Genomic DNA, 17,945 nt, shown 5'->3' on the forward strand with positions numbered 1-17,945 from the left:
CCTCGGGATCAGCCGTGGGCCGTCGCGAGGAGGCGGGCGAAGCGGCGGGCGCGTGCCAGCTCTTCGCCGACCGGGTCTAGCACCAGTTCCCGGCCGACCGCGTCGACGGCGGCCAGCAGCGCCTGCCGTACCTTCCGCGCACGCCGGCGAGCCGCGAAGGCCGCCACGAGACGGCAGAGCAGGGCGACGAGCACGCCCGCGAGGGCTCCGCCCGCCAGCAGCGCGGTGGGCCAGGGGACGGGGCCGAGCATCGGCGTGGGAACCGGGGGAAGGCGGAGGTAGTCGACCAGGAACAGGCCGGACAGCCACAGCAGCCCGGCCAGCATGGCCGCGAAGATCACCCACTGGAGCAGGCCGGCGGCTCTCCACCATCGTGGCCGCCGGCCCGCGTCCGAGGCCGTGACCGCCACCGCGACATCGAGACGTTCGGCCAGCTCGTCCGCCCGTGACCGTGCCGCCTGCCTTACGGCCGGCGCCCACGGCTCGGGCAGCCCCTCCGCCGCCGCGTGCCCCACGTCCCGGATCGCCGTGTCGACGTGCGACCGCTGCACGGCCGTCGCGGCCGGGATCGAGGTACGGGGCTGGACCGGGGAGGCCGCGCCCACGGCGGGGAGCGCCGCACGGCTCACGGGTTCGGCGACGCCCAGGCCGACGCGGAGGCGGCGCAGCGGGTCGGGCCTGAATCGCCGGAGCCAGCGGGTGACGGGCCAGCCGGTGGCGGCGGCCGAACGGTGCCGGTGCGCCTTGGCGACCGCCTCGACCACGAGGGGGACGCCCGCCGCTTCGGCCAGTGCGGTCGCGAGCGGCCGGGCCAGCTCCCCCGAAAGCGTCTGCTCCAACGCCTCTGCCCGCTTGTCGAGCTCCGCCGGCGGTCCCGATGAGGCCGACGCGAGGACGTCGGCGGCCGCGCCGGTGTCGGCCGCCAGGCGTGCCGCCCACGCCTGCCGGTTCGCGACGCGTTCGGCGAGCACGGCGCGCAGCTCGCCGATCCCCGCCCCCTCGGTCACCGACGTGCCGATCACCGGGACGCCGGAGAGCCCATCGTCGTCCAGCAGCCGGCGCAGGTCGCGCAGGCAGCGGCCGGCGGCGTCCGGGGTGAGGCGGTCGACCTGGTTCAGGACGACGACCATGACGTCCCGGTGGCGGCGCAACCGGCGCAGGTACCGCTCGTGGACGGCGGCGTCGGCGTACTTCTGCGGGTCGAGCACCCACACCAGGAGATCGACGACGTCGACCAGGCGGTCGACCTCCAGGCGGTGGGACAGCTCGATGGAGTCGTGGTCGGGGAGATCCAGCAGGATCAGCCCCGACAGCGCCTCGCCCCTGTCCTGGGCTGGGCCGTCGAGGGCGTGGCGGCGGGGGATCTCCAGCCAGTCGAGCAGCGGGCCCGAGCCCTCGGGCACCCACATCGCCGCCTGTGCCCACGAGGTCGTGGGGCGGGTCACCCCGACCGCCGCCAGCGAGGTGTCGGACAGCGCGTTGAACAACGACGATTTGCCGCTCCCCGTCGCGCCCGCGAGTGCCACGACGGTGTGGTCCACCGAGAGGCTGCGCCGCGTCCCCGCCCGCGCCACCACGGCGCGGGCCCGCTGGACGGCGGCCGGATCGAGGCGTCCTTCGGCCAGCCCGGCCGCCTCGGCGAGCGCGGCGAGCCTGTCGTCCAGGGACACGACGGCCCTGCGCCGGAGCACCTTCACCGCCCGTCCGCCCTCGCTCGGACGGCGGCCTCCGGCGGAGCCGTGATCTCGTCCCGGTGGTCGCGTACGGCCTGCGCGGCCTGCCGGAGGGCGGCGGAGGCGTCCTCGGGTGGCCCGACCCCTTCGAGCAGGGACGTGAACCGGGCGGCCTCCTCGTCGAGCAGCGCGCGCACGCGGCTGCGGAGGTCATCGCGGGCCGCCTGCGTCAGCGTCCGGACGGCCTGGTCGCCGAACACCGCCTCCAGCAGCTTCTGGCTCAGCACGCTGGTGCCTCCGGCGATGCCGACCTCGATCCCGGTGATCCCTCCGGTGGCGGAGAAGACCATGAGCATGAGCAGCAGTCCCATGGCGTTGACGCTGAACGACGCCAGCCTCGCCGTCGTGCGCTTCTCCGCGCCCTCCTTGGCGACCAGCTCCAGGACGTACCCCTGCCACGCCCGCACGGCGGAGGCGGCGCGTTCGGGCAGGGTGGAGGAGGCGCGGCCGAGGCGTCCGGCGGCGACCGCGCCGGCCCGTTCCACGATGTCGCGGCCGGCGGGCGTGCCGGACCAGGCGTCCAGCGCACGCTCGGCGGCGGCGTCGGCGGCCGAGCGGACCAGCGCCGCCACGCCCGACGACAGGGCGACCCTCAGCTGCGTGTCCGGGGCGGGGCGGCCGAGGAACGCCGAGACGACCTTCTCGCGCAGCCAGCCGATCCGCGACTCCAGCGAGCGCATGAACTCCCCTGTGCCGATGAAGTCCTGCCAGCGGGAGAGGACCTCGCCGCGCAGCATCGAACCGTCGCGTATCGCGTCGTCGAAGGTCGCCATGGCCGCCCCGTACGCCGACTCGACCGAGACGCGCAGGTCGGCGAGCCCGGCCCGCTGCCGCTCCGCCTCGTCGGCGAGCACCGGGACGCGGGACGCCACGCTGTCGAGAGCCCCGAGCAGGGTCCTGCGGACGACCTCGGCGCGGGCCTGGGCGTCGGCGGCGATGTCGGCCAGCCAGCGGCGCACGGATCGTACGGCCTCCTCCGGCAGGCGGCCGTTCTCCTCGGGCAGGGTCACCTCGGGCACGCTGAACAGCGGCGTCCCGGCGAGGCCGTTCTCGTCGAGGAGGCGGTTCAGGTGCGCGACCACCGGCTCCAGGGCCTCGGGCGGCACACGGTCGAGCACCACCGCCAGGGCGGTGCTCCGCTCGCGGGCGCTGCGCAGGAAGCCCCACGGGACCTCGTCGGCGTAGCGGGCCGCCGTGGTGACGAACAGCCACAGGTCGGCGGCGGCGAGGAGCTGGGCGGCCATCTCCCGGTTGGCGGTGACGACGGAGTCGATGTCGGGGGCGTCCAGGAGGGCGAGCCCCGGGGGGAGCGTGCCCGCGGTGACGATCCGCAGCGTGCCGGGCTCGCCGCGGCCGCGGCCGGTCGTCCTGGACAGGCCGGGCAGGACGTTCTGGCGGGTGAACCAGGCCTCGTCGGCGGGGTTGGCGACCAGCGTGGGCGCCAGCGTGGTCGGTCGCAGCACTCCCGGCTCGGTGACGTCGGCGCAGGCCAGGGAGTTGACCAGGGTCGACTTGCCGGCCCCCGTGGAACCGCCGACGACCGCGAGGAGCGGAGCGTCCATGGCGGCCACGCGCGGCAGCAGGTAGTCGTCGAGCTGGCCGACGACCTCTTTCAGGGCACGGCGATGCGCGGCGACGTCGCCGACCGCGAGCGGGAACAGGTCGTGGTCGAGCCGGCGCCGCAGTGTCTCCAGGGCCACGAGCAGGCCGTCGTTACCTGCCATAGAGCGGTCATGCCCCGGTGGCGGCCGCCTATCCCCCCGCGGACGGACCTGTCGTTCTTCCGGAAACACCGACAGGGGGCTGTCGCCGCGGCCCTCCAAAGTAGGACGAGCCGGGGCAAGTCCGGCGCTACCCGAGAGGAATGACATGCCTGGAATCAACGGCATCGCCTGGTTCGAGATCGGCACCGACGACACGGCGGCCGCGGAGCGGTTCTACGGCGACGTGTTCGGCTGGACCGTCGCGCACGACGACGCCAAGAGCACGGACCCGGCGTACCAGATCATCACCACGGGCGACGCGGAGGGATTGCGCGGCGGGCTCTTCGCGACGAAGGGGAAGATGCCCAGCTACGCGGTCTTCACCGTGCTGGTCGAGGACGTCGAGGCCGCGTGCCGGCGGGTCGAGGAGGCGGGTGGCAGGGTTCAGCACGGGCCGGTGGTCAACCCGGTCGGGGTGACCTTCGCGCACCTGCTCGACCCGGCCGGAAACCACTTCAAGGTGTTCACCCCGCCGAGTGACGGCGTCAGCTCAAGGTGAGCTGACAGACCACCCCGTAGGGGATGTCGAGATCCTCGCTGCGCAGCGAGCGCGGCGGGGGCACCTCGGCGGTGACCGACACCGAGGTGATCCGGTCGGTACGGAAGACGCGCAGGGTGTCGCGCAGGCGGCACCAGGCCACGAGATACCAGTGGGTCGCCTTGCCGATGTAGCCGAGTGGCTCGATCTCGCGCGTCGTGACGACACCCTCGCGGTCGCTGTAACCGATGCGCAGCACGCGGCGGGTGGACAGCGCGGCCGCCACCACGCGCGGCACCGGCGGCAGGGGGCCCTCGTCGCCGAGCAGATGGACGCGGCCCGCCAGGTCGTGGGCCGCCGCGGCGTCGTCGGGCTGCATCGCCGCGACCAGCTTGCGCAGCGCGGAGCCCGCGGTGGCCTGGAACGGGGTGCCCTCCAGCCTGCGCAGCGCCACCGCCATCGCGACGGCCTCGCCCGGCGTCAGGTTGACCGGCGGCAGTGTGCGCGCCTTGTCGAGGCAGTAGCCGCCCCTGCGGCCGGGCTCGGCGTAGATCGGCACTCCCGACTGCTGGAGCGCGTTGATGTCCCGTTCGACCGTGCGCACGCTGACCTCGAAGCGATCGGCCAGCCAGCGGGCGCTGCGCGGCCGAGGCGCGACGGCCCGCAGCTCCTCGACCAGGGCGTAAAGGCGATCGGTACGGTTCACGGGCGTCAGCCTAGACGCCGGGTCCGACACCTTCCGGCGACGAGGAACCGGTCGCGCTCAGGTCGTCGTGGCAGGAGTGGCGGTCGCGTCACCAGGGGCTCCGGGGGCGCGGGTGGGGAGGAGGGGACGGCACTTCTTCAACGCTTGGGCGATCTTCGGGTCGCCGGTCTCGAGCCGGCGCATGCCGCCGTCCTGGGGAAGCTCGGCCCCGTTGTCCTTCATGCACGTACGGAACGCCCGCATGACCGAGTCGTCGGCACCGCGCCCCCGGCCGAACCCGCCCTGCGGCATGAGCGAACGGCACGCCTCGAAGGCCTTGCGCATCTCCGGCGACATGGTGCCAAAGCCCCCCGGTCCCCCGCTCGGCCGAGCTGACGGGGAACCGCTGGGCCGAGCCGTCGGCGCCCCGCTGGGGCGCCTCATAGGCATGTCCACGCCGTTCTTGCGCATGCACTCGGCGAAGGCGGCTGGCTGGTCACCGGACCCGCTGGGCACAGCCTTGGCACCGGTCGTGGCGTTCGAGTCAGCACCACAACCGGAGGTCAGCAGGACGGCGGCCACGGCGGCCGGGCCGAGAACACGGGGCAACGCAGTCACGAGGCGGACTCCACCGGGAAACCGAGGGACTCTGGCGACTTCCATCACAGGCCACCAAACTCAGCGCCAGGTGGGACCGAGCTGAATTTCACCTGTCAACCCTGTTGGATGGCCTCGCTCCGCTCGGCGGCGAGGGGCGCTCCTTGAGGCGGCGGTCTTCGTCGTCGTAGGGGTTCGTTCCTCACCCTCCCTCCTCCTCAGACCACCGCCGCGCCCCTCGCGGCTCAGAAGTTGGGGAGGGCGACGCGGAAGGTGGCGCCTTTGCCGGGGTCGCTGTCGACGGTGATGGCGCCGCCGTGGGCCTGGACGAGGGCGGCGGCGATCGACAGGCCGAGGCCGGTGCCACCGCCGCCGTTGCGGGTGCGGGAGGGGTCGGCGCGGTAGAAGCGCTCGAACACCCGCTCCGCGTCGCCCGGCGCCAGCCCCGGGCCCTCGTCCGTCACCTCGATCACCACGCTCCCCTCCAGCTCCCCTACACCGACCCTGAAGGCCGTACCGGACGGGGTGTGGCGGAGCACGTTGCCGACCAGGTTGGAGATCACCTGGTGGAGCCGCGCCTCGTCACCCGTCACGGTGACCGGCCCGTCGGCGCCGTCGAGCCGTACCAGGTCGATCTCGCGGTCCGGGGCGAGCGTCTGGGCGTCGAGCACGGCCCCGGCGGCGAGGCTGAGCACGTCGACCGGCCGGCGTTCGAGGGGACGCTGCTGGTCGAGCCGGGCGAGCAGCAGGAGGTCGTCGACGAGGATGCCCATGCGGGCGGCCTCGTCCTCGATCCTGCGCATCAGCCGGGTGGCCTCGGCCAGGCTCGGCGCCTCGTGGCGGTACAGCTCGGCGTACCCCCTGATGGAGGTGAGCGGGGTGCGCAGCTCGTGGGAGGCGTCGGCGACGAACCTGCGCATCCGGTCCTCCGACCGGCGCGCCTCGAACGCCGACTTGCGCGCCGCGATCTCCGACGCCTCGCGGTCCTCGAAGGCCGCCTCGATCTGGGCGAGCATGCCGTTGATGGCCCTGCCGAGCCTGCCCATCTCGGTGCGGCGGTGCCGCAGCGGTACGCGGCGCGACAGGTCGCCGCCGGCGATCGCGCCGGCCGTCCGTTCGATCTCCACCAGCGGGCGCAGGCTGCGCCGTACCAGCCAGTAGCAGGCGAAGCCGAGGGTGATCAGCACGCCTCCGCCGACGGACGTGACGATGATCGTGAGCCGGGTGACGGTGGCGTCGATCTCGCCCATGCGGAGGGCGACGACGCGGATCCGCACGCCCTCGGGGACCGCGACGGCCCGCCAGCGTACGCCCGAGGCGGACTCCACGGTGAACGGCACCCGGTTGCGGACCCACACCTGCCCGAGGGCCAGGTGGGGAAGTTCGGGCGGGTCGGCGTCCGGGTTCTCCTGAAGGGTGCGTTCGAGGGTGCCGTCGGGCGCGAGCATGGCCATGTAGAACAGGCCGAACTGCTTCGGCGGATGGGACACGCCGGTCTGCCGCGAGGGCGGCACGTAGCTGTCGCTGCGGGCGTGGGAGGCCATCTCCAACTGCCGGTCGACGCGGGTGACGAGGTACCCGCGCAGCAACTGGACGGCGAACCCGCCGGTCAGGGTGATCGCGAGGGCGACGAGCAGCAGCGTCCCGGCGACCAGGCGCAGCCACAGCGGCGTCCGGGCGAGACGCCGCCTGATCTCACGCACGGGCCTGAACCGGCCCGGCCCGGTCTTACGCGCCGGCCCGGATCCGCCGGCCGGCCCCCCCGGTCCGGTCTCACGCACCGGCGTGAACCCGCGGGTGGATCTTCCCCGCTCCGGCCCGTGGACGGCGGCAGGTGAGCGGGTGCGGCCGGTCATTGCCGTGGTGCGCGCAGGACGTAGCCCACCCCCCGCAGTGTGTGGATGAGCCGGGGTTCCACTGTGTCGATCTTGCGCCGGAGGTAGGAGACGTACGACTCCACCACGTTCCGGTCGCCGCCGAAGTCGTAGTTCCACACGTGGTCGAGGATCTGTGCCTTGGAGAGCACCCGCCCGGCGTTGACCATGAAGTAGTGCAGCAGCTTGTACTCGGTCGGTGAGAGCTTCACGCGCTTGCCGGCCCGCCACACCTGGCGGCCCTCCTCGTCCAGCTCCAGGTCGGCGACCTGGAGCCGCGAGGGTAGGTTGAGGTCGGCGCGCGTGCGGCGTAGGACGGCCCGGATGCGGGCCAGCACCTCCTCCAGGCTGAACGGCTTGGTCACGTAGTCGTCGCCCAGACCAAGCCCCGTGATCTTGTGCTCGGTCTCGTCTCGCGCGGTCAGGAACAGCACCGGCGTCCGCCTGGTGCCGGTACGCAGCCGGCCGGCGACCGCGAAACCGTCCATGTCGGGGAGCATCACGTCCAGGACGACCAGGTCGGGACGTACCCGCTCGGCGAGCTGCACCGCCTCCCGGCCGTCGGCCGCCGTCAGCACCTCGAACCCGGCGTACCGCAGGGTGGCCGACAGCAGCTCCCGGATGTTCGGCTCGTCGTCGACGACCAGCAGTTTCGCCTCGGCTCGCATCGCGCGTCCCCGGTCGCCTGATCCGTTGTCGGGCCTGCGTGTCATCAGCCGCCACCTCCTCGATTGCCGAACGCGCCCACGGCGCCGCCCTGGTTGACGGAACCGGCCTTCACGGACCCGTCACCGGCCCGCTGCCCCCGGACGGTCACGGTGGTGCCGGGCTTGAGGTCCTTCACCTTGCCGTCCTTGGTGACCTGGACCTTGGTGTCGGAGGAGGTCGTGACGGTGACGACGCCGCCGTCCATCGTCTGGACGTAGATCTTGCCGCCGTCGACGAGCTTGATCGTGCCGAACGTCACGTCGCCGAGCCCGCCGAAGCCGCCGTTCCCGCCCGCCTGCCCGGATCCGTTCCCCGGCGCCTGGCCCTGGGCGAGGCCCCCGGCCCCCGGGTACCCGCCCCGGGCGCCGCCGGCGCGCTGCCCGCCGTAGCCTCCGCCGAGCACCTGCCCCGCCAGGGCCTGCCGGCCGCCGGAGGGGGAGGACGCCCCCCATGCCTTCTGCAGCTGGATGCCGGCGAGCATGCCCGCCACCAGCAGCACCCCGGCCCCGAGCGCCATGGTCAGGCCGGACATCCGCCGCCCTTCGGGCCGCGCGGCGAGCTCGGCGTCGAGGTCTCCCCCGAACGGCGAGGACTCCAGCAGCTCGTCAGCCGTCACGGGTTCCTCCGTGGCGTACGGCTTGCGCCTGCTCGTACTCATGATCTCTCCTTGTGCGGTGGCCGTACGTCACTCGTGCCGCAGCGCTTCGATCGGGCGCAGCTTGGCGGCCCGGTTCGCCGGGTAGCTGCCGAAGAACAGCCCGATGCCCACCGAGACGCCGAGCGCCAGCACGATCGAGGTGGGCACGACGACCGGCTGGACGCCCGCGATCGTGAACCTGCTGCCGAGCAGGGCGATCGCCACGCCGAGCAGGCCGCCGACCAGGCTGAGCATCGTGGCCTCGGCGAGGAACTGGCCGAGGATCGCGCCCCGGGGCGCACCGATGGCCTTGCGGATGCCGATCTCGCGGGTCCGCTCGGTGACGGTGACGAGCATGATGTTGGTGATGCCGATCCCGCCGACCAGCAGGCTGATCGCGGCGACCGCGCCGAGCAGCACCGTGAACGTGCCGACCGCCGCGCCGACCGCCTCCTGCAACTGCGCCTGGTTGAGGATCCGGTAGTCCGCGGCCGCGGTGCCGGTGATGCCGTGCCGCTGGTTCAGGATCTCGGTGATCTCCGACTCGGCCGCGTCGACCGCGGTGGCGGACTTCGCCTGCACGATGATCTGCCCGATCGACCCGAACCCGGTCAGGCTCTGCTGTACGGCGGGCAGCGGCGCGATGGCGACGTCGTCGGCGTCCTGCAAGCCGGACGAGCCGGACTGCTTGAGCACGCCGACCACGGTGAACGGCACGCCGCTGATGCTGATCTGCTTGCCGAGCGGGTCGACGGTGCCGAACAGGTCGTCCGCCACCGTCTGCCCGATGACGATGATCTTGCGGGCGGCCAGCACGTCGTCGTTGAAGAAGTACGACCCCTTGGCCACCGGCTTGTTGGAGGCCTCGAAGTAGCTCGGGTAGGTGCCGACGAGCTGCGAGATCGAGTGGCCGGCCCCCTGGTAGGTGGCCGTCTGGGACGCGGCGGTGACCACCGGGGAGACGCTCTTCACCGAGGGGGCGTTGGTGGGGTCCGCCATGGCCTTGGCGTCGTCGAGGGACAGCTGCTTGGCCTGGGTACGCGGGCCGGTGCCGCCCTGCTGCTGCCCCGGCCCCGCGGCTCCTCCCCCTCCGCCGAAGAACGCGCCGCCACCGCGTCCGCCACCGCCGCCCGCGAACGACTGCATCACGGTCAGCGTGTTGGACCCGAGCCGCTGGATGTTCTGCTGGATCGCCCGGGAGCTGCCCTCACCCACCGCGACCAGAAGGATCACCGCCGCGACACCGATGAGGATGCCGAGGGTGGTGAGCGCGCTGCGCATCTTGTTCGCGGTCAGGCCGCGCAGGGCGAAGCGCATGACCTCCAGGGCGTTCACGAGGCCACTCCCAGGAATCTCGGAGGGGGACCGTCCACGGGCGCCTGCCGGTGGTCCTCGATGATCTGGCCGTCGACCAGGCGGATGACGCGCTTGGCGTGCCCGGCCACGTCGTCCTCGTGGGTGATCAGGACGATGGTCCGTCCGGCGGCGCTGAGCCGGTCGAGGATCTGCAGGACGTCGGTGGTCGACTTGGTGTCGAGGTTGCCGGTGGGCTCGTCGGCGAGAAGCAGCGACGGGGCGGTGACGAGGGCCCGGGCGACCGCCACCCGCTGCTGCTGGCCGCCGGACAGCTCGTTCGGGTCGTGGTGCACCCGGTCCGACAGCCCGACCTGGTCGAGCGCCGCGAGGGCGCGCCGCCGCCGTACGCCCGCCCCGACCCCGCCGTACGCCAGCGGCAGCTCGACGTTGGCGAGGGCGCTCATGCGCGGGATCAGGTTGAACGACTGGAAGACGAAGCCGATCTTCCGGTTGCGCAGGATGGCGAGCTGCCGGTCGCCGAGGGCCCCGACGTCGGTGCCGTCGATGAGGTAGCTGCCGCCGCTCGGCACGTCGAGGCAGCCGAGGATGTTCATCAGCGTCGACTTGCCGGAGCCCGAGGCGCCCATGATCGCCACGTAGTCGCCGCGGTCGACGGTGAGCGACACCCCGCGCAGAGCGTGGACGGTGGCGTCGCCCTGCCCGTAGACCTTGGTGACCCCGCGGACGTCCAGGACGGGTACGAGGCTCACCGCCCGCCTCCGCCGCCGATGCGGATCCCGCCGCCGCCCGGGAAGCCTCCGCCGGGGAAACCGCCCTGGAGGTTTCCGGACGTGCTCGTCGTCGCGCGGACGACCTGGTCGCCCTCCTTCAACCCCGACTTGATCTCGGTGGTCGTGTCGCCCTTGACGCCGACCTCGACGCGCCTGGTGACCTGCTGCCCGTTCTCCAGGACGGTCACCGTGTTCTGGCCGCCGGCCGTCCTGACGGCGCTGGTGGCGACCGTGAGCACGTCGTCCGCCTTGGCCACGATGACCTGGACGCTGGTGGTCTGTCCCAGCCGCACCGACTTCGGCACGTTGGTGAGCGAGATCGTGGCGGCGTACTGCACCACGTTGTTGCTGGTCTGGGAGACCGGGTCGATGAGCGTCACCTTGCCGCTCGCCGTCACGCCGGGCAGGGCGTCGAACGTCACCGTGGCGGGCTGGCCGACCTTGAGCTTGGTCACGTCGGACTCGGTGAAGTTCCCGACCACCTGCAGGCGCTTGGTGTCGGCGATCTCGACGAAGCCCCCGGACGAGCCGGAGCCCGACGACCCGGAGGAACCGGTCGAGCCGCCGCCTCCCGCGCCGCCGGAGGAGCCGCCGCCGGACCCGCTCGAACCGCTCGAACCACTCGAACCGGAGGAGCCGGATCCCGAGGACGAGCCGCCCACCGTGCCGTTGACGGCGGTGATCGTGCCGCTGAACGGCGCCTTGATCACCGTTCCGGCGAGGGTGCGTTCGGCGTCACGGTAGGAGTTGCGGGCCTGGATGTACTGGGAGTATCCGGAAGCCGTCGAGGTGTCGCCGTCCTCCGCCGCGTTCAGGCTCGCCTGCGCGGCGTCCAGGGCCTCCGAGGCCGCCGTGTCGTCGATCCGGGCCAGGATCTGGCCCTTGCTGACCTTGTCCCCGGCCTCGACGTAGATCTTCTTGACCGTGCCGCTCGTGCTGAAGCTCAGCGAGCGGGTCCTGGCGCTCGCCACCGAACCGGACGCCGACACCGACGAAAGGACGGTCCCCCGGGTGACCGGTACCGTCATCGGTGCGACCTGGGTGGAGGAGCCACCCGTGAGGGAGGCGTAGGCGACGCCGGCACCGCCCAGCAACAGCAGCCCGAGCGCGCCGTTCACGATCAGCGCTCTGCGCTTCGTCGACAGCTTCACGCCCCCTGAGCCTGGTCCACCCCGCTTGGGCGAACCTCCGCCGTCCCTGAAGGTTTCCTGACAACACCGCACCCTGGTCCCCGCCCGGGGACCCGTACGCAGGCGGCTCACGCGGGCGAGTGCGTGAACCCGCAGGTAGGCGCACCGGGGCGGGACTTCCGATTTACAGGAAACTCTCAGGCCCGGCTGAGCTGGGAGTGACGTCGGCCCTCCAGGATGTCCCGCATGAGATCGAGCACTCCGCCGGCCGCCGTACGCGTCGGGGGACTCGCCCTCGCGGCGATCGTCCTGGTAGGCGCCGGGATGGTCTACGCCGGCAGCGGAGACGCCCCCGCCACCACGAGCGTCGAACTCGCTTCGGCCAGGCGCGGCACGGTCGTGAGCGCGGTGTCGGCGGCGGGCAACACCGTGGACGCCCACACCCGCGACCTCGCCTTCGGCGCGTCCGGGACGGTGGAGAAGGTGTACGTCAAGGTCGGGCAGAAGGTCCGGAAGGGACAGGTGCTCGCCCGCGTCGACGACACGATCGCCCGCGAGGACTACACCGCCGCCAAGGCCTCGCTCGCCGCGGCGGAGGAAACGCTCGACAAGCTGGAGAACGGCCAGTCCGCCAGCGGCACGGGATCAGGCACCTCCGGCCGTGCCCCCTCGGGCACGTCCGGCCGTGCCCCCTCGGGTACGTCCGGCCGTACCCCGGCCCCCAGCGCCCAGCCCTCCGGCCGCCCCTCGGGCAACCCGTCGGCGCACCCCTCCGGAAGCCCTTCTGGTACTCCTTCGGAAGGCCCCTCCGGCACCCCTTCGGGGCGCCCGTCCAGCAGCTCTTCTCCTCAGCCTTCCGGTGTCCCTTCGGAGCGCCCGTCCGGCAACTCTTCTCAGCCTTTCGGTGTCCCTTCCGAGCGCCCGTCCAGCAGCTCTTCTCCTCAGCCCTCTGGCGTCCCTTCGGGGCGCCCCTCGGGCGGCCCCTCCACGCAGCCGTGTCCCCAGCCTTCGGGCTCGGCGAGCCCGACGCCGACGGTGACCGGGACGGAGGACGGCACACCTCCCCCGGTCATCTTCACGATCAGGCCGGACGCGGCCACGCTCGCCGCGATGGAGGTCGGCGTGGCAGAGCCCTCCGACTCGCCGTCCACTCCTGCGGACGCGACTCCCACCCCCGAAGCCACGCCCACTCCCACCCCGACCCCCACGCCCACACCGTCCGCGAGCTCCGCGCCATCCGCGAGCCCCACAGCGTCCCGAACGCGCACTCCGGCCCCCTCGAAAACCCGCACGCCGAGGCCCGCCCCCGCACGAACCCGGACCGCCGACCCCGTCCCCTCGGGGACGGGGACCATGAAGCCGGTCCACACTCCCCGCAGAAGCGGGAAGCCGCCCCACACCCCGGACACGAACGGGAAGTCGCCCCACACCCCGAACACGAACGGGAAGCCGACCTACACCCCGGACACGAACGACAAGCCGACCCACACCCCGGACACGAACGGGAAGCCGACCCACACCCCGGACATGAACGGGAAGCCGGTCGGTACTTCTGGCGTGGGTGGGGAATCGGCTCGCACTCCTGGCGTGAGCGGGGCGTCGGCCGGGGCCGCGCAGGGGGATGAGGGATCGGGCGGGAGGCCGTCGCCGTCCTCGTCGCGGACGCCGGTCGCGGTCGATCCGCGGTCCGGCGAGCCCTCCGCCGCGCCCCAGCGGACCGGCTCCCCCAAGCCGACGGTCGCCCCCCGGCACACCGCGACGCCGAAGCCGTCCGGCTCCGGTAAGCCGAGCCGGACGCCCACCGCCACCCCGTACCCGAGCTGCGGCACGCCCAGCGGGACCCCGACCGCCGACCCGAGCGGGCAGCCGCAGGACCGGTCGGGCCAGGACCGGTCGGGCCAGGGCAGGCAGAACGGACAGGCCGGTCAGGGAGGCCAGGGAGGCCAGGGCGGTCAGGGAGGGCAAGGCGGTCAGGCCGTGACCACGATGGCCCAGGCCGAGGCGAACGTCAGCAAGGCCAGGACCGTCCTGCAGCAGGCTGAGGACGCCCTCGCCGGGGTGACCATCAAGGCGCCGGCCAAGGGCACGATTCTCACCGTCACCGGCGTCCCGGGCGCGCAGGCGAGCGCCGGCTCGGCGTTCATCACCCTCGGCAACCTGGACGAACTGCAGGTCAAGGCCATGTTCTCCCAGACCGACGTGGGCAGGTTGAAGGTCGGTCAGCTCGCCACGGTCGCGCTCGCCACCCGTCCCGGCACGGCGTACGACGCCAGGGTCACCCACATCGACGTGGCGGCGACCAGCACGAACCGGCTGGTCCAGTACGGCGTGATGATCGCCTTCGACCGGCAGCCGAAGAAGCTCATGCTCGGGCAGACGGCGACCGTCGAGGTGACGATCGACGAGGCCGACGACGCGGTGTACGTACCGGCGCAGGCGGTGCGGACCAGGGCCGACGGCGTGACCATGGTGCTCGTCCGCAACGGCGGGCAGAGTGTCGAGCGGGCGGTCCAGGTGGGAGTGCGCGGCGACCAGTACGTGGAGATCCGCTCCGGCCTGTCGGAGGGCGACCGGATCCAACTGCGGGCGGCGACGGGCGCGGGCGGCTTCCCGGACGACGGCTTCCCCGGCCTCCCGGCCACGCCGCGCACCCGGACCACCGCCGCCTTGGCGCCACCGCGCACCTAGACCACCGCCACCGCGCACCTGAACCACCGCCACCCCGGCGCCACCGCGCACCTGAACCACCGCCGCCCCGGCGCCCTCCCGTACCTGCTTGAACATCTGGGATATTCTGATCCAGAAAATCCGATCATCGCAGGTCGGAGGCACCCTTCCCTATTGACGATCTTCAGAGCTGATTCCCGGCTGAATACCGAGGTTGATGGACATCGCCACCAACGATCCGGACCTTACGGGGGTACTGCTGTCCACCCCGGGAACCTGGATCAGTGCGGGGAAAGGCGTCCGGGAGGCTGCTGACGATCTGGCCGAGGGCGTGGACAGGTTCTGCCGGTTCATGGACGAGCGACCTTTCAGCCAGGACGATCTCGGCCGGGCGCTGTTCGAGGGCGATTCCGAGAAGAGCATGCCGGGGTTCGCCCAACTACGCGACGACCTGCTGAAAGACCTGGTCACGGCGGTGAACCTGCTGCGCGGGATGGCGGCCGGAATGGTCGTCGCCGCGTGCGGGCAGGCGGCGGCCGAGAACGCGAACACCGGGATGGTGGCCGGGATATTCGGCACCGGGGGCAGGCGTGCCGCAGCCGGGATCCCCTACGGGCAGTCGTGCCCGAGATGGCTGACGGATCCGGAGGAGTACGAGCCCCCGCTGGGCCCAGGCGGCCTGCCGGCGACCACACCACCGCCTGGCTTCGTGAGCCAGACGATCTGGTTCCTCGAGTCCCTAGGGTGCGCGTCCGCGTGGCCTGATGGTGATCTCGACGGTGTGGCGCGGCTGCGGGATGCCGCGGCGGCGATGGGACGCATGGTCGGCGATGTCCAGGAGCAGATCGCCGGTCAGGCCGGTCGTGTGACCGGCCCCGGGTCCGCGCTGGCCACGGCCGCGTTCGGACGGGCCGCGCGGGTGGTGCACGGCGAGCAGGGGCAGCTGGCGGACCTGCGGCGGCGGTGCGAGCGTCTCGCCGACTGCGGCCAGATCGCCCATGACGCGATCGTTAAGGCCAGAGAGAAGTTCGTGGCATGCGCGGCGTTCGTGGTGGCGCTGATGCTCCTTTCGAGGCTACTGGCCCCCCGGCTCGGCCCGTTGCTCGACGTCGTGGTGAAGAAGCTGATCCGCGCGGAGGGCCTCGCATTGCGGATCACCCTGCTGATGATCCGTCAGGCCGCGCTCGGCGCGATGTTCTCCGGCGGATTGAGCGTGATCGATCAGTTGTTCGCCACCGGTGCCATCGATGCGGGGAAGCTGGTTCGGGACATGTTGCACGGAGCGCTCGCCGGCGGGTCGATGGCCGGTGCGCACGGCGCGCTGCCCGCGCTCCTACGCCGAGGCGGACCTGCGCTCACCGGCCTGGCGGAGGCCATGGAGTCGGCCACATGGGAGCGGGCGTTCTCCCGGATCCTGGTCGGCGGGGCGGTGAGCACGACCGTGCTGGCGGCGACGGGATGGGCCGGCGGCGGTGGCTGGGATTGGAAGCACGCCGCCGAGATGGGATTCGGCATGGCCGTGCTCAGCACCGGCGCGGGCATCGCCGCCCGAACCTGGCCTGCCCCGCACTACGCGAGCCTGAGGGGCCGAGGCTGGAAGCAGAGTCCGGCCAAGCGGTGGCATGACGTCAAGTGGGCTTTGGGAATTCTCATGATCACCGCCCCTGTGACCTCTCTCTTCGCGCTCGCGAAGTTCGCCGAGGACGGAAGGAATCCCTTCTTCCTGCAGAAACGGATCGGCCAGTTCGGCCGCGAGTTCGACGTTCTCAAGGGTCGTACGATGAAGATGATCGACGGCAAGGACGGCAGCCTCGGCGCATCGGATCCGCAGCGTACGAAGGTCGGCCGAGCGTGGGCGAAATCCACTTTCGACGAGATCGGCCAAATGGCCTACAACGTGCTCGTCAAAGGAAACATGTCGGTCGTGGACAACCGGCCGCTGTTGCTGAGCGACAGACAGAGGACGATAACGGCCCTGGGCCCCTTTCTGGGTCTACGTTGGAACGAAGCGGATCTGGCCGGGAAGCCCGGCTGGATCGGCCCGTTCGCCAACAAGATCGTAGAGCTCGGTCTCAAGCCGATGACACATGCGTTCGACGTGCAACGAGGCTTCACAGGCCTCTGGTACGACAAGAACGCGAGCCTGAGCCTGGATCGAAATCTGCTTTGGGGCTTCATTTCCACTTACTGGAAGCGCATTTCCTAGCCTCGATTTTTCCGCACGCCCGGCAGATCAGCTCCTTCCGAGCCTGCCGGGCGTGTCGGTGTCATGGTGTGGGGGTGTGCGGCTGGTCTGGATTCGGTTCTGCGGGTGGGGTGGTCGTGGTTTTGGTGTAGAGGACTTCGCGGGCTTGTTCGGCGGCGCGGATGAGGCTTTCGGTGACGAAGTCGTGGAAGCGGGCGACGTTTTCCAGGCGGGTGGCGGCGGGGGTGCCGGGGCCGAGGATGGTGACGCCTTGGCGGGCGGCTTCGACGACTTGGTCGTTGGAGCGGGCGCTGCGGATCATGGATTGGTACCACAGGTCGTCGTCGACGGTGTAGCGCTCGCGGCGGCGTTGGTCGCGTTCACGGCGGATGAGGTCGAGGTCGGCGAGGAAGGTGGTGGCTTTGGAGATGGAGGCGGGGCTGACGTGGAGGCGTTGGGCGAGTTCGCCGGCGGTGAGGCTGCCGCTGTCGGTGGTGTAGAGGCAGCCAAGGACGCGGGCCATCATTTTGGGCAGGCCTGAGGTCATGAAGACGGTGGTGAGGGTTTCCTGGTAGTCGCGTACGGCTGTGGCGTCGCGCCCGTAGGGCTGGGGGGAGGGTTGCGGGCCTTGGGGTGGGGGTTGGCGGCGGCGGTGGGTGCGTTGCTGGGTGGCGCGGTGGGCCAGTTCGGGGCGGTAGCCGGTGGGGCCGCCGTTGCGTTGGACTTCGCGGGTGATGGTGGAGGTGGGGCGGTCCAGGCGGCGGGCGATCTCGGCGTAGGCCAGGCCGTCGGCCAGCCCGGTGGCGATCTGCTGGCGTTCTTGCTGGGTGAGCCTGCCTCCTGGCATGACGACCTCTTTCGTGCTCTGCGCGGGTGGCCCCGTAGTGGTGGTTCCGGGTGATGGTGTTCCGGCGCGTCCACCATAGCGTTCACGCTCAATGCATTGCAACGAGTCGGCGAAGAGCGTTGCATTAATCTCGAAGACCGTTGCAACACTTTTCGTGTCTCTACCTGCATAGATACAGGTTTCGAGCAACGCGAGTGTTGCGGTGAGTTGGAAAGCAACGTAGCGTTTCCGGTGTCAGAAACAACAGGGACCACAGCAGAAGCACACGGAGCACACCATGCAGAAGTTCGCCACCCCCACCCCGATCACCACCGTCCTGGACATCCCCGCCGGACGCGTCCAGCTCATCGCCGCCGACCGCGCCGACACCACCGTCCAGATCCTGCCCGCCACCGCCACCAAGAGCCGCGACGTCAAAGCAGCCGAGCAGACCACCGTCGAATACACCGACGGCGTCCTGCGCATCACCACCCCGATGAACAACCAGTACCTCGGCCCCACCGGAGCCATCGAAGTCACCGTCAAACTGCCCACCGGCTCCCACATCCAAGCCA

The 17,945-nt window shown here is 71.7% G+C and carries 14 protein-coding genes and 1 pseudogene; 4 read left to right on the forward strand and 11 right to left on the reverse strand.

What is annotated here, in order from left to right:
* Positions 1-8 precede the first annotated feature (8 nt).
* Together KIK05_RS40625 and KIK05_RS40630 are read right to left on the reverse strand one after the other, a co-directional pair.
* The gene (locus KIK05_RS40625) at positions 9-1,697 is read right to left on the reverse strand and encodes a GTPase (RefSeq protein WP_214416219.1); all 1,689 of its coding nucleotides are present in this window, start codon (positions 1,695-1,697) and stop codon (positions 9-11) included.
* A complete protein-coding gene (locus KIK05_RS40630; protein WP_250564256.1) occupies positions 1,694-3,457 on the reverse strand; it encodes a P-loop NTPase family protein in 1,764 nt (587 codons plus the stop codon). The genes KIK05_RS40625 and KIK05_RS40630 overlap by 4 nt, the downstream gene beginning before the upstream one ends.
* A gap of 145 nt (positions 3,458-3,602) precedes the next feature.
* Between KIK05_RS40630 and KIK05_RS40635 the strand changes: the two genes are divergently transcribed.
* Positions 3,603-3,995, forward strand: coding sequence for a VOC family protein (locus tag KIK05_RS40635; RefSeq protein WP_214416220.1), 393 nt, complete (start codon positions 3,603-3,605; stop codon positions 3,993-3,995).
* Here KIK05_RS40635 and KIK05_RS40640 read toward each other — a convergent pair.
* The 8 genes from KIK05_RS40640 to KIK05_RS40675 all read right to left on the reverse strand — a co-directional run bounded on the left by KIK05_RS40640 (position 3,982) and on the right by KIK05_RS40675 (position 11,713).
* Positions 3,982-4,680 carry a helix-turn-helix transcriptional regulator gene (locus KIK05_RS40640; RefSeq protein ID WP_214416221.1) on the reverse strand — a complete coding sequence of 233 codons (699 nt, stop codon included), beginning with the start codon at positions 4,678-4,680 and terminating at the stop codon, positions 3,982-3,984. The genes KIK05_RS40635 and KIK05_RS40640 overlap by 14 nt on opposite strands.
* A 57-nt stretch (positions 4,681-4,737) precedes the next feature.
* On the reverse strand, positions 4,738-5,004 hold the full coding sequence (locus tag KIK05_RS40645) for a hypothetical protein (protein WP_214416222.1): 267 nt from the start codon (positions 5,002-5,004) through the stop codon (positions 4,738-4,740).
* A 497-nt stretch (positions 5,005-5,501) separates the two neighbouring features.
* Entirely contained in the window at positions 5,502-6,959 is a 1,458-nt protein-coding gene (locus KIK05_RS40650) for a sensor histidine kinase (protein ID WP_308250328.1), read from the reverse strand.
* A gap of 149 nt (positions 6,960-7,108) precedes the next feature.
* Positions 7,109-7,843, reverse strand: a complete 735-nt coding sequence (locus tag KIK05_RS40655) for a response regulator transcription factor (protein ID WP_284681571.1) — start codon at positions 7,841-7,843, stop codon at positions 7,109-7,111.
* The gene (locus tag KIK05_RS40660; RefSeq protein ID WP_214416224.1) at positions 7,843-8,496 is read right to left on the reverse strand and encodes a hypothetical protein; all 654 of its coding nucleotides are present in this window, start codon (positions 8,494-8,496) and stop codon (positions 7,843-7,845) included. The genes KIK05_RS40655 and KIK05_RS40660 overlap by 1 nt, the downstream gene beginning before the upstream one ends.
* A 27-nt stretch (positions 8,497-8,523) precedes the next feature.
* A complete protein-coding gene (locus tag KIK05_RS40665) occupies positions 8,524-9,810 on the reverse strand; it encodes an ABC transporter permease (RefSeq protein WP_214416225.1) in 1,287 nt (428 codons plus the stop codon).
* Entirely contained in the window at positions 9,807-10,541 is a 735-nt protein-coding gene (locus tag KIK05_RS40670) for an ABC transporter ATP-binding protein (RefSeq protein WP_214416226.1), read from the reverse strand. The genes KIK05_RS40665 and KIK05_RS40670 overlap by 4 nt, the downstream gene beginning before the upstream one ends.
* On the reverse strand, positions 10,538-11,713 hold the full coding sequence (locus tag KIK05_RS40675) for an efflux RND transporter periplasmic adaptor subunit (protein WP_214416227.1): 1,176 nt from the start codon (positions 11,711-11,713) through the stop codon (positions 10,538-10,540). Before KIK05_RS40675 ends, KIK05_RS40670 begins: the two co-directional genes overlap by 4 nt.
* 225 nt (positions 11,714-11,938) lie before the next feature.
* Between KIK05_RS40675 and KIK05_RS40680 the strand changes: the two genes are divergently transcribed.
* Entirely contained in the window at positions 11,939-14,380 is a 2,442-nt protein-coding gene (locus KIK05_RS40680; protein ID WP_214416228.1) for an efflux RND transporter periplasmic adaptor subunit, read from the forward strand.
* Between the two features lie 196 nt (positions 14,381-14,576).
* Positions 14,577-16,565: a sugar transferase gene (locus KIK05_RS40685; protein ID WP_214416229.1), complete on the forward strand. Its 1,989-nt coding sequence runs from the start codon at positions 14,577-14,579 to the stop codon at positions 16,563-16,565.
* Between the two features lie 61 nt (positions 16,566-16,626).
* Here KIK05_RS40685 and KIK05_RS40690 read toward each other — a convergent pair whose 3' ends face one another.
* Positions 16,627-17,391, reverse strand: a complete 765-nt coding sequence (locus tag KIK05_RS40690) for a GbsR/MarR family transcriptional regulator (protein ID WP_214416230.1) — start codon at positions 17,389-17,391, stop codon at positions 16,627-16,629.
* Between the two features lie 277 nt (positions 17,392-17,668).
* Here KIK05_RS40690 and KIK05_RS40695 point away from each other — a divergent pair.
* Positions 17,669-17,945 (forward strand): annotated as a pseudogene (locus tag KIK05_RS40695) (DUF4097 family beta strand repeat-containing protein); the annotation flags it as partial.

The organism is Sphaerisporangium fuscum (genome assembly GCF_018531465.1).
Taxonomy (GTDB): domain Bacteria; phylum Actinomycetota; class Actinomycetes; order Streptosporangiales; family Streptosporangiaceae; genus Sphaerisporangium; species Sphaerisporangium fuscum.

Bases quoted from the DNA above. Each gene is read 5' to 3' on its own strand.
- KIK05_RS40630 (WP_250564256.1), bottom strand. From the start codon at position 3,457: ATGGCAGGTAACGACGGCCTGCTCGTGGCCCTGGAGACACTGCGGCGC.
- KIK05_RS40635 (WP_214416220.1), top strand. From the start codon at position 3,603: ATGCCTGGAATCAACGGCATCGCCTGGTTCGAGATCGGCACCGACGAC.
- KIK05_RS40645 (WP_214416222.1), bottom strand. From the start codon at position 5,004: ATGCGCAAGGCCTTCGAGGCGTGCCGTTCGCTCATGCCGCAGGGCGGG.
- KIK05_RS40655 (WP_284681571.1), bottom strand. From the start codon at position 7,843: ATGACACGCAGGCCCGACAACGGATCAGGCGACCGGGGACGCGCGATG.
- KIK05_RS40660 (WP_214416224.1), bottom strand. From the start codon at position 8,496: ATGAGTACGAGCAGGCGCAAGCCGTACGCCACGGAGGAACCCGTGACG.
- KIK05_RS40680 (WP_214416228.1), top strand. From the start codon at position 11,939: ATGAGATCGAGCACTCCGCCGGCCGCCGTACGCGTCGGGGGACTCGCC.
- KIK05_RS40685 (WP_214416229.1), top strand. From the start codon at position 14,577: ATGGACATCGCCACCAACGATCCGGACCTTACGGGGGTACTGCTGTCC.
- KIK05_RS40690 (WP_214416230.1), bottom strand. From the start codon at position 17,391: ATGCCAGGAGGCAGGCTCACCCAGCAAGAACGCCAGCAGATCGCCACC.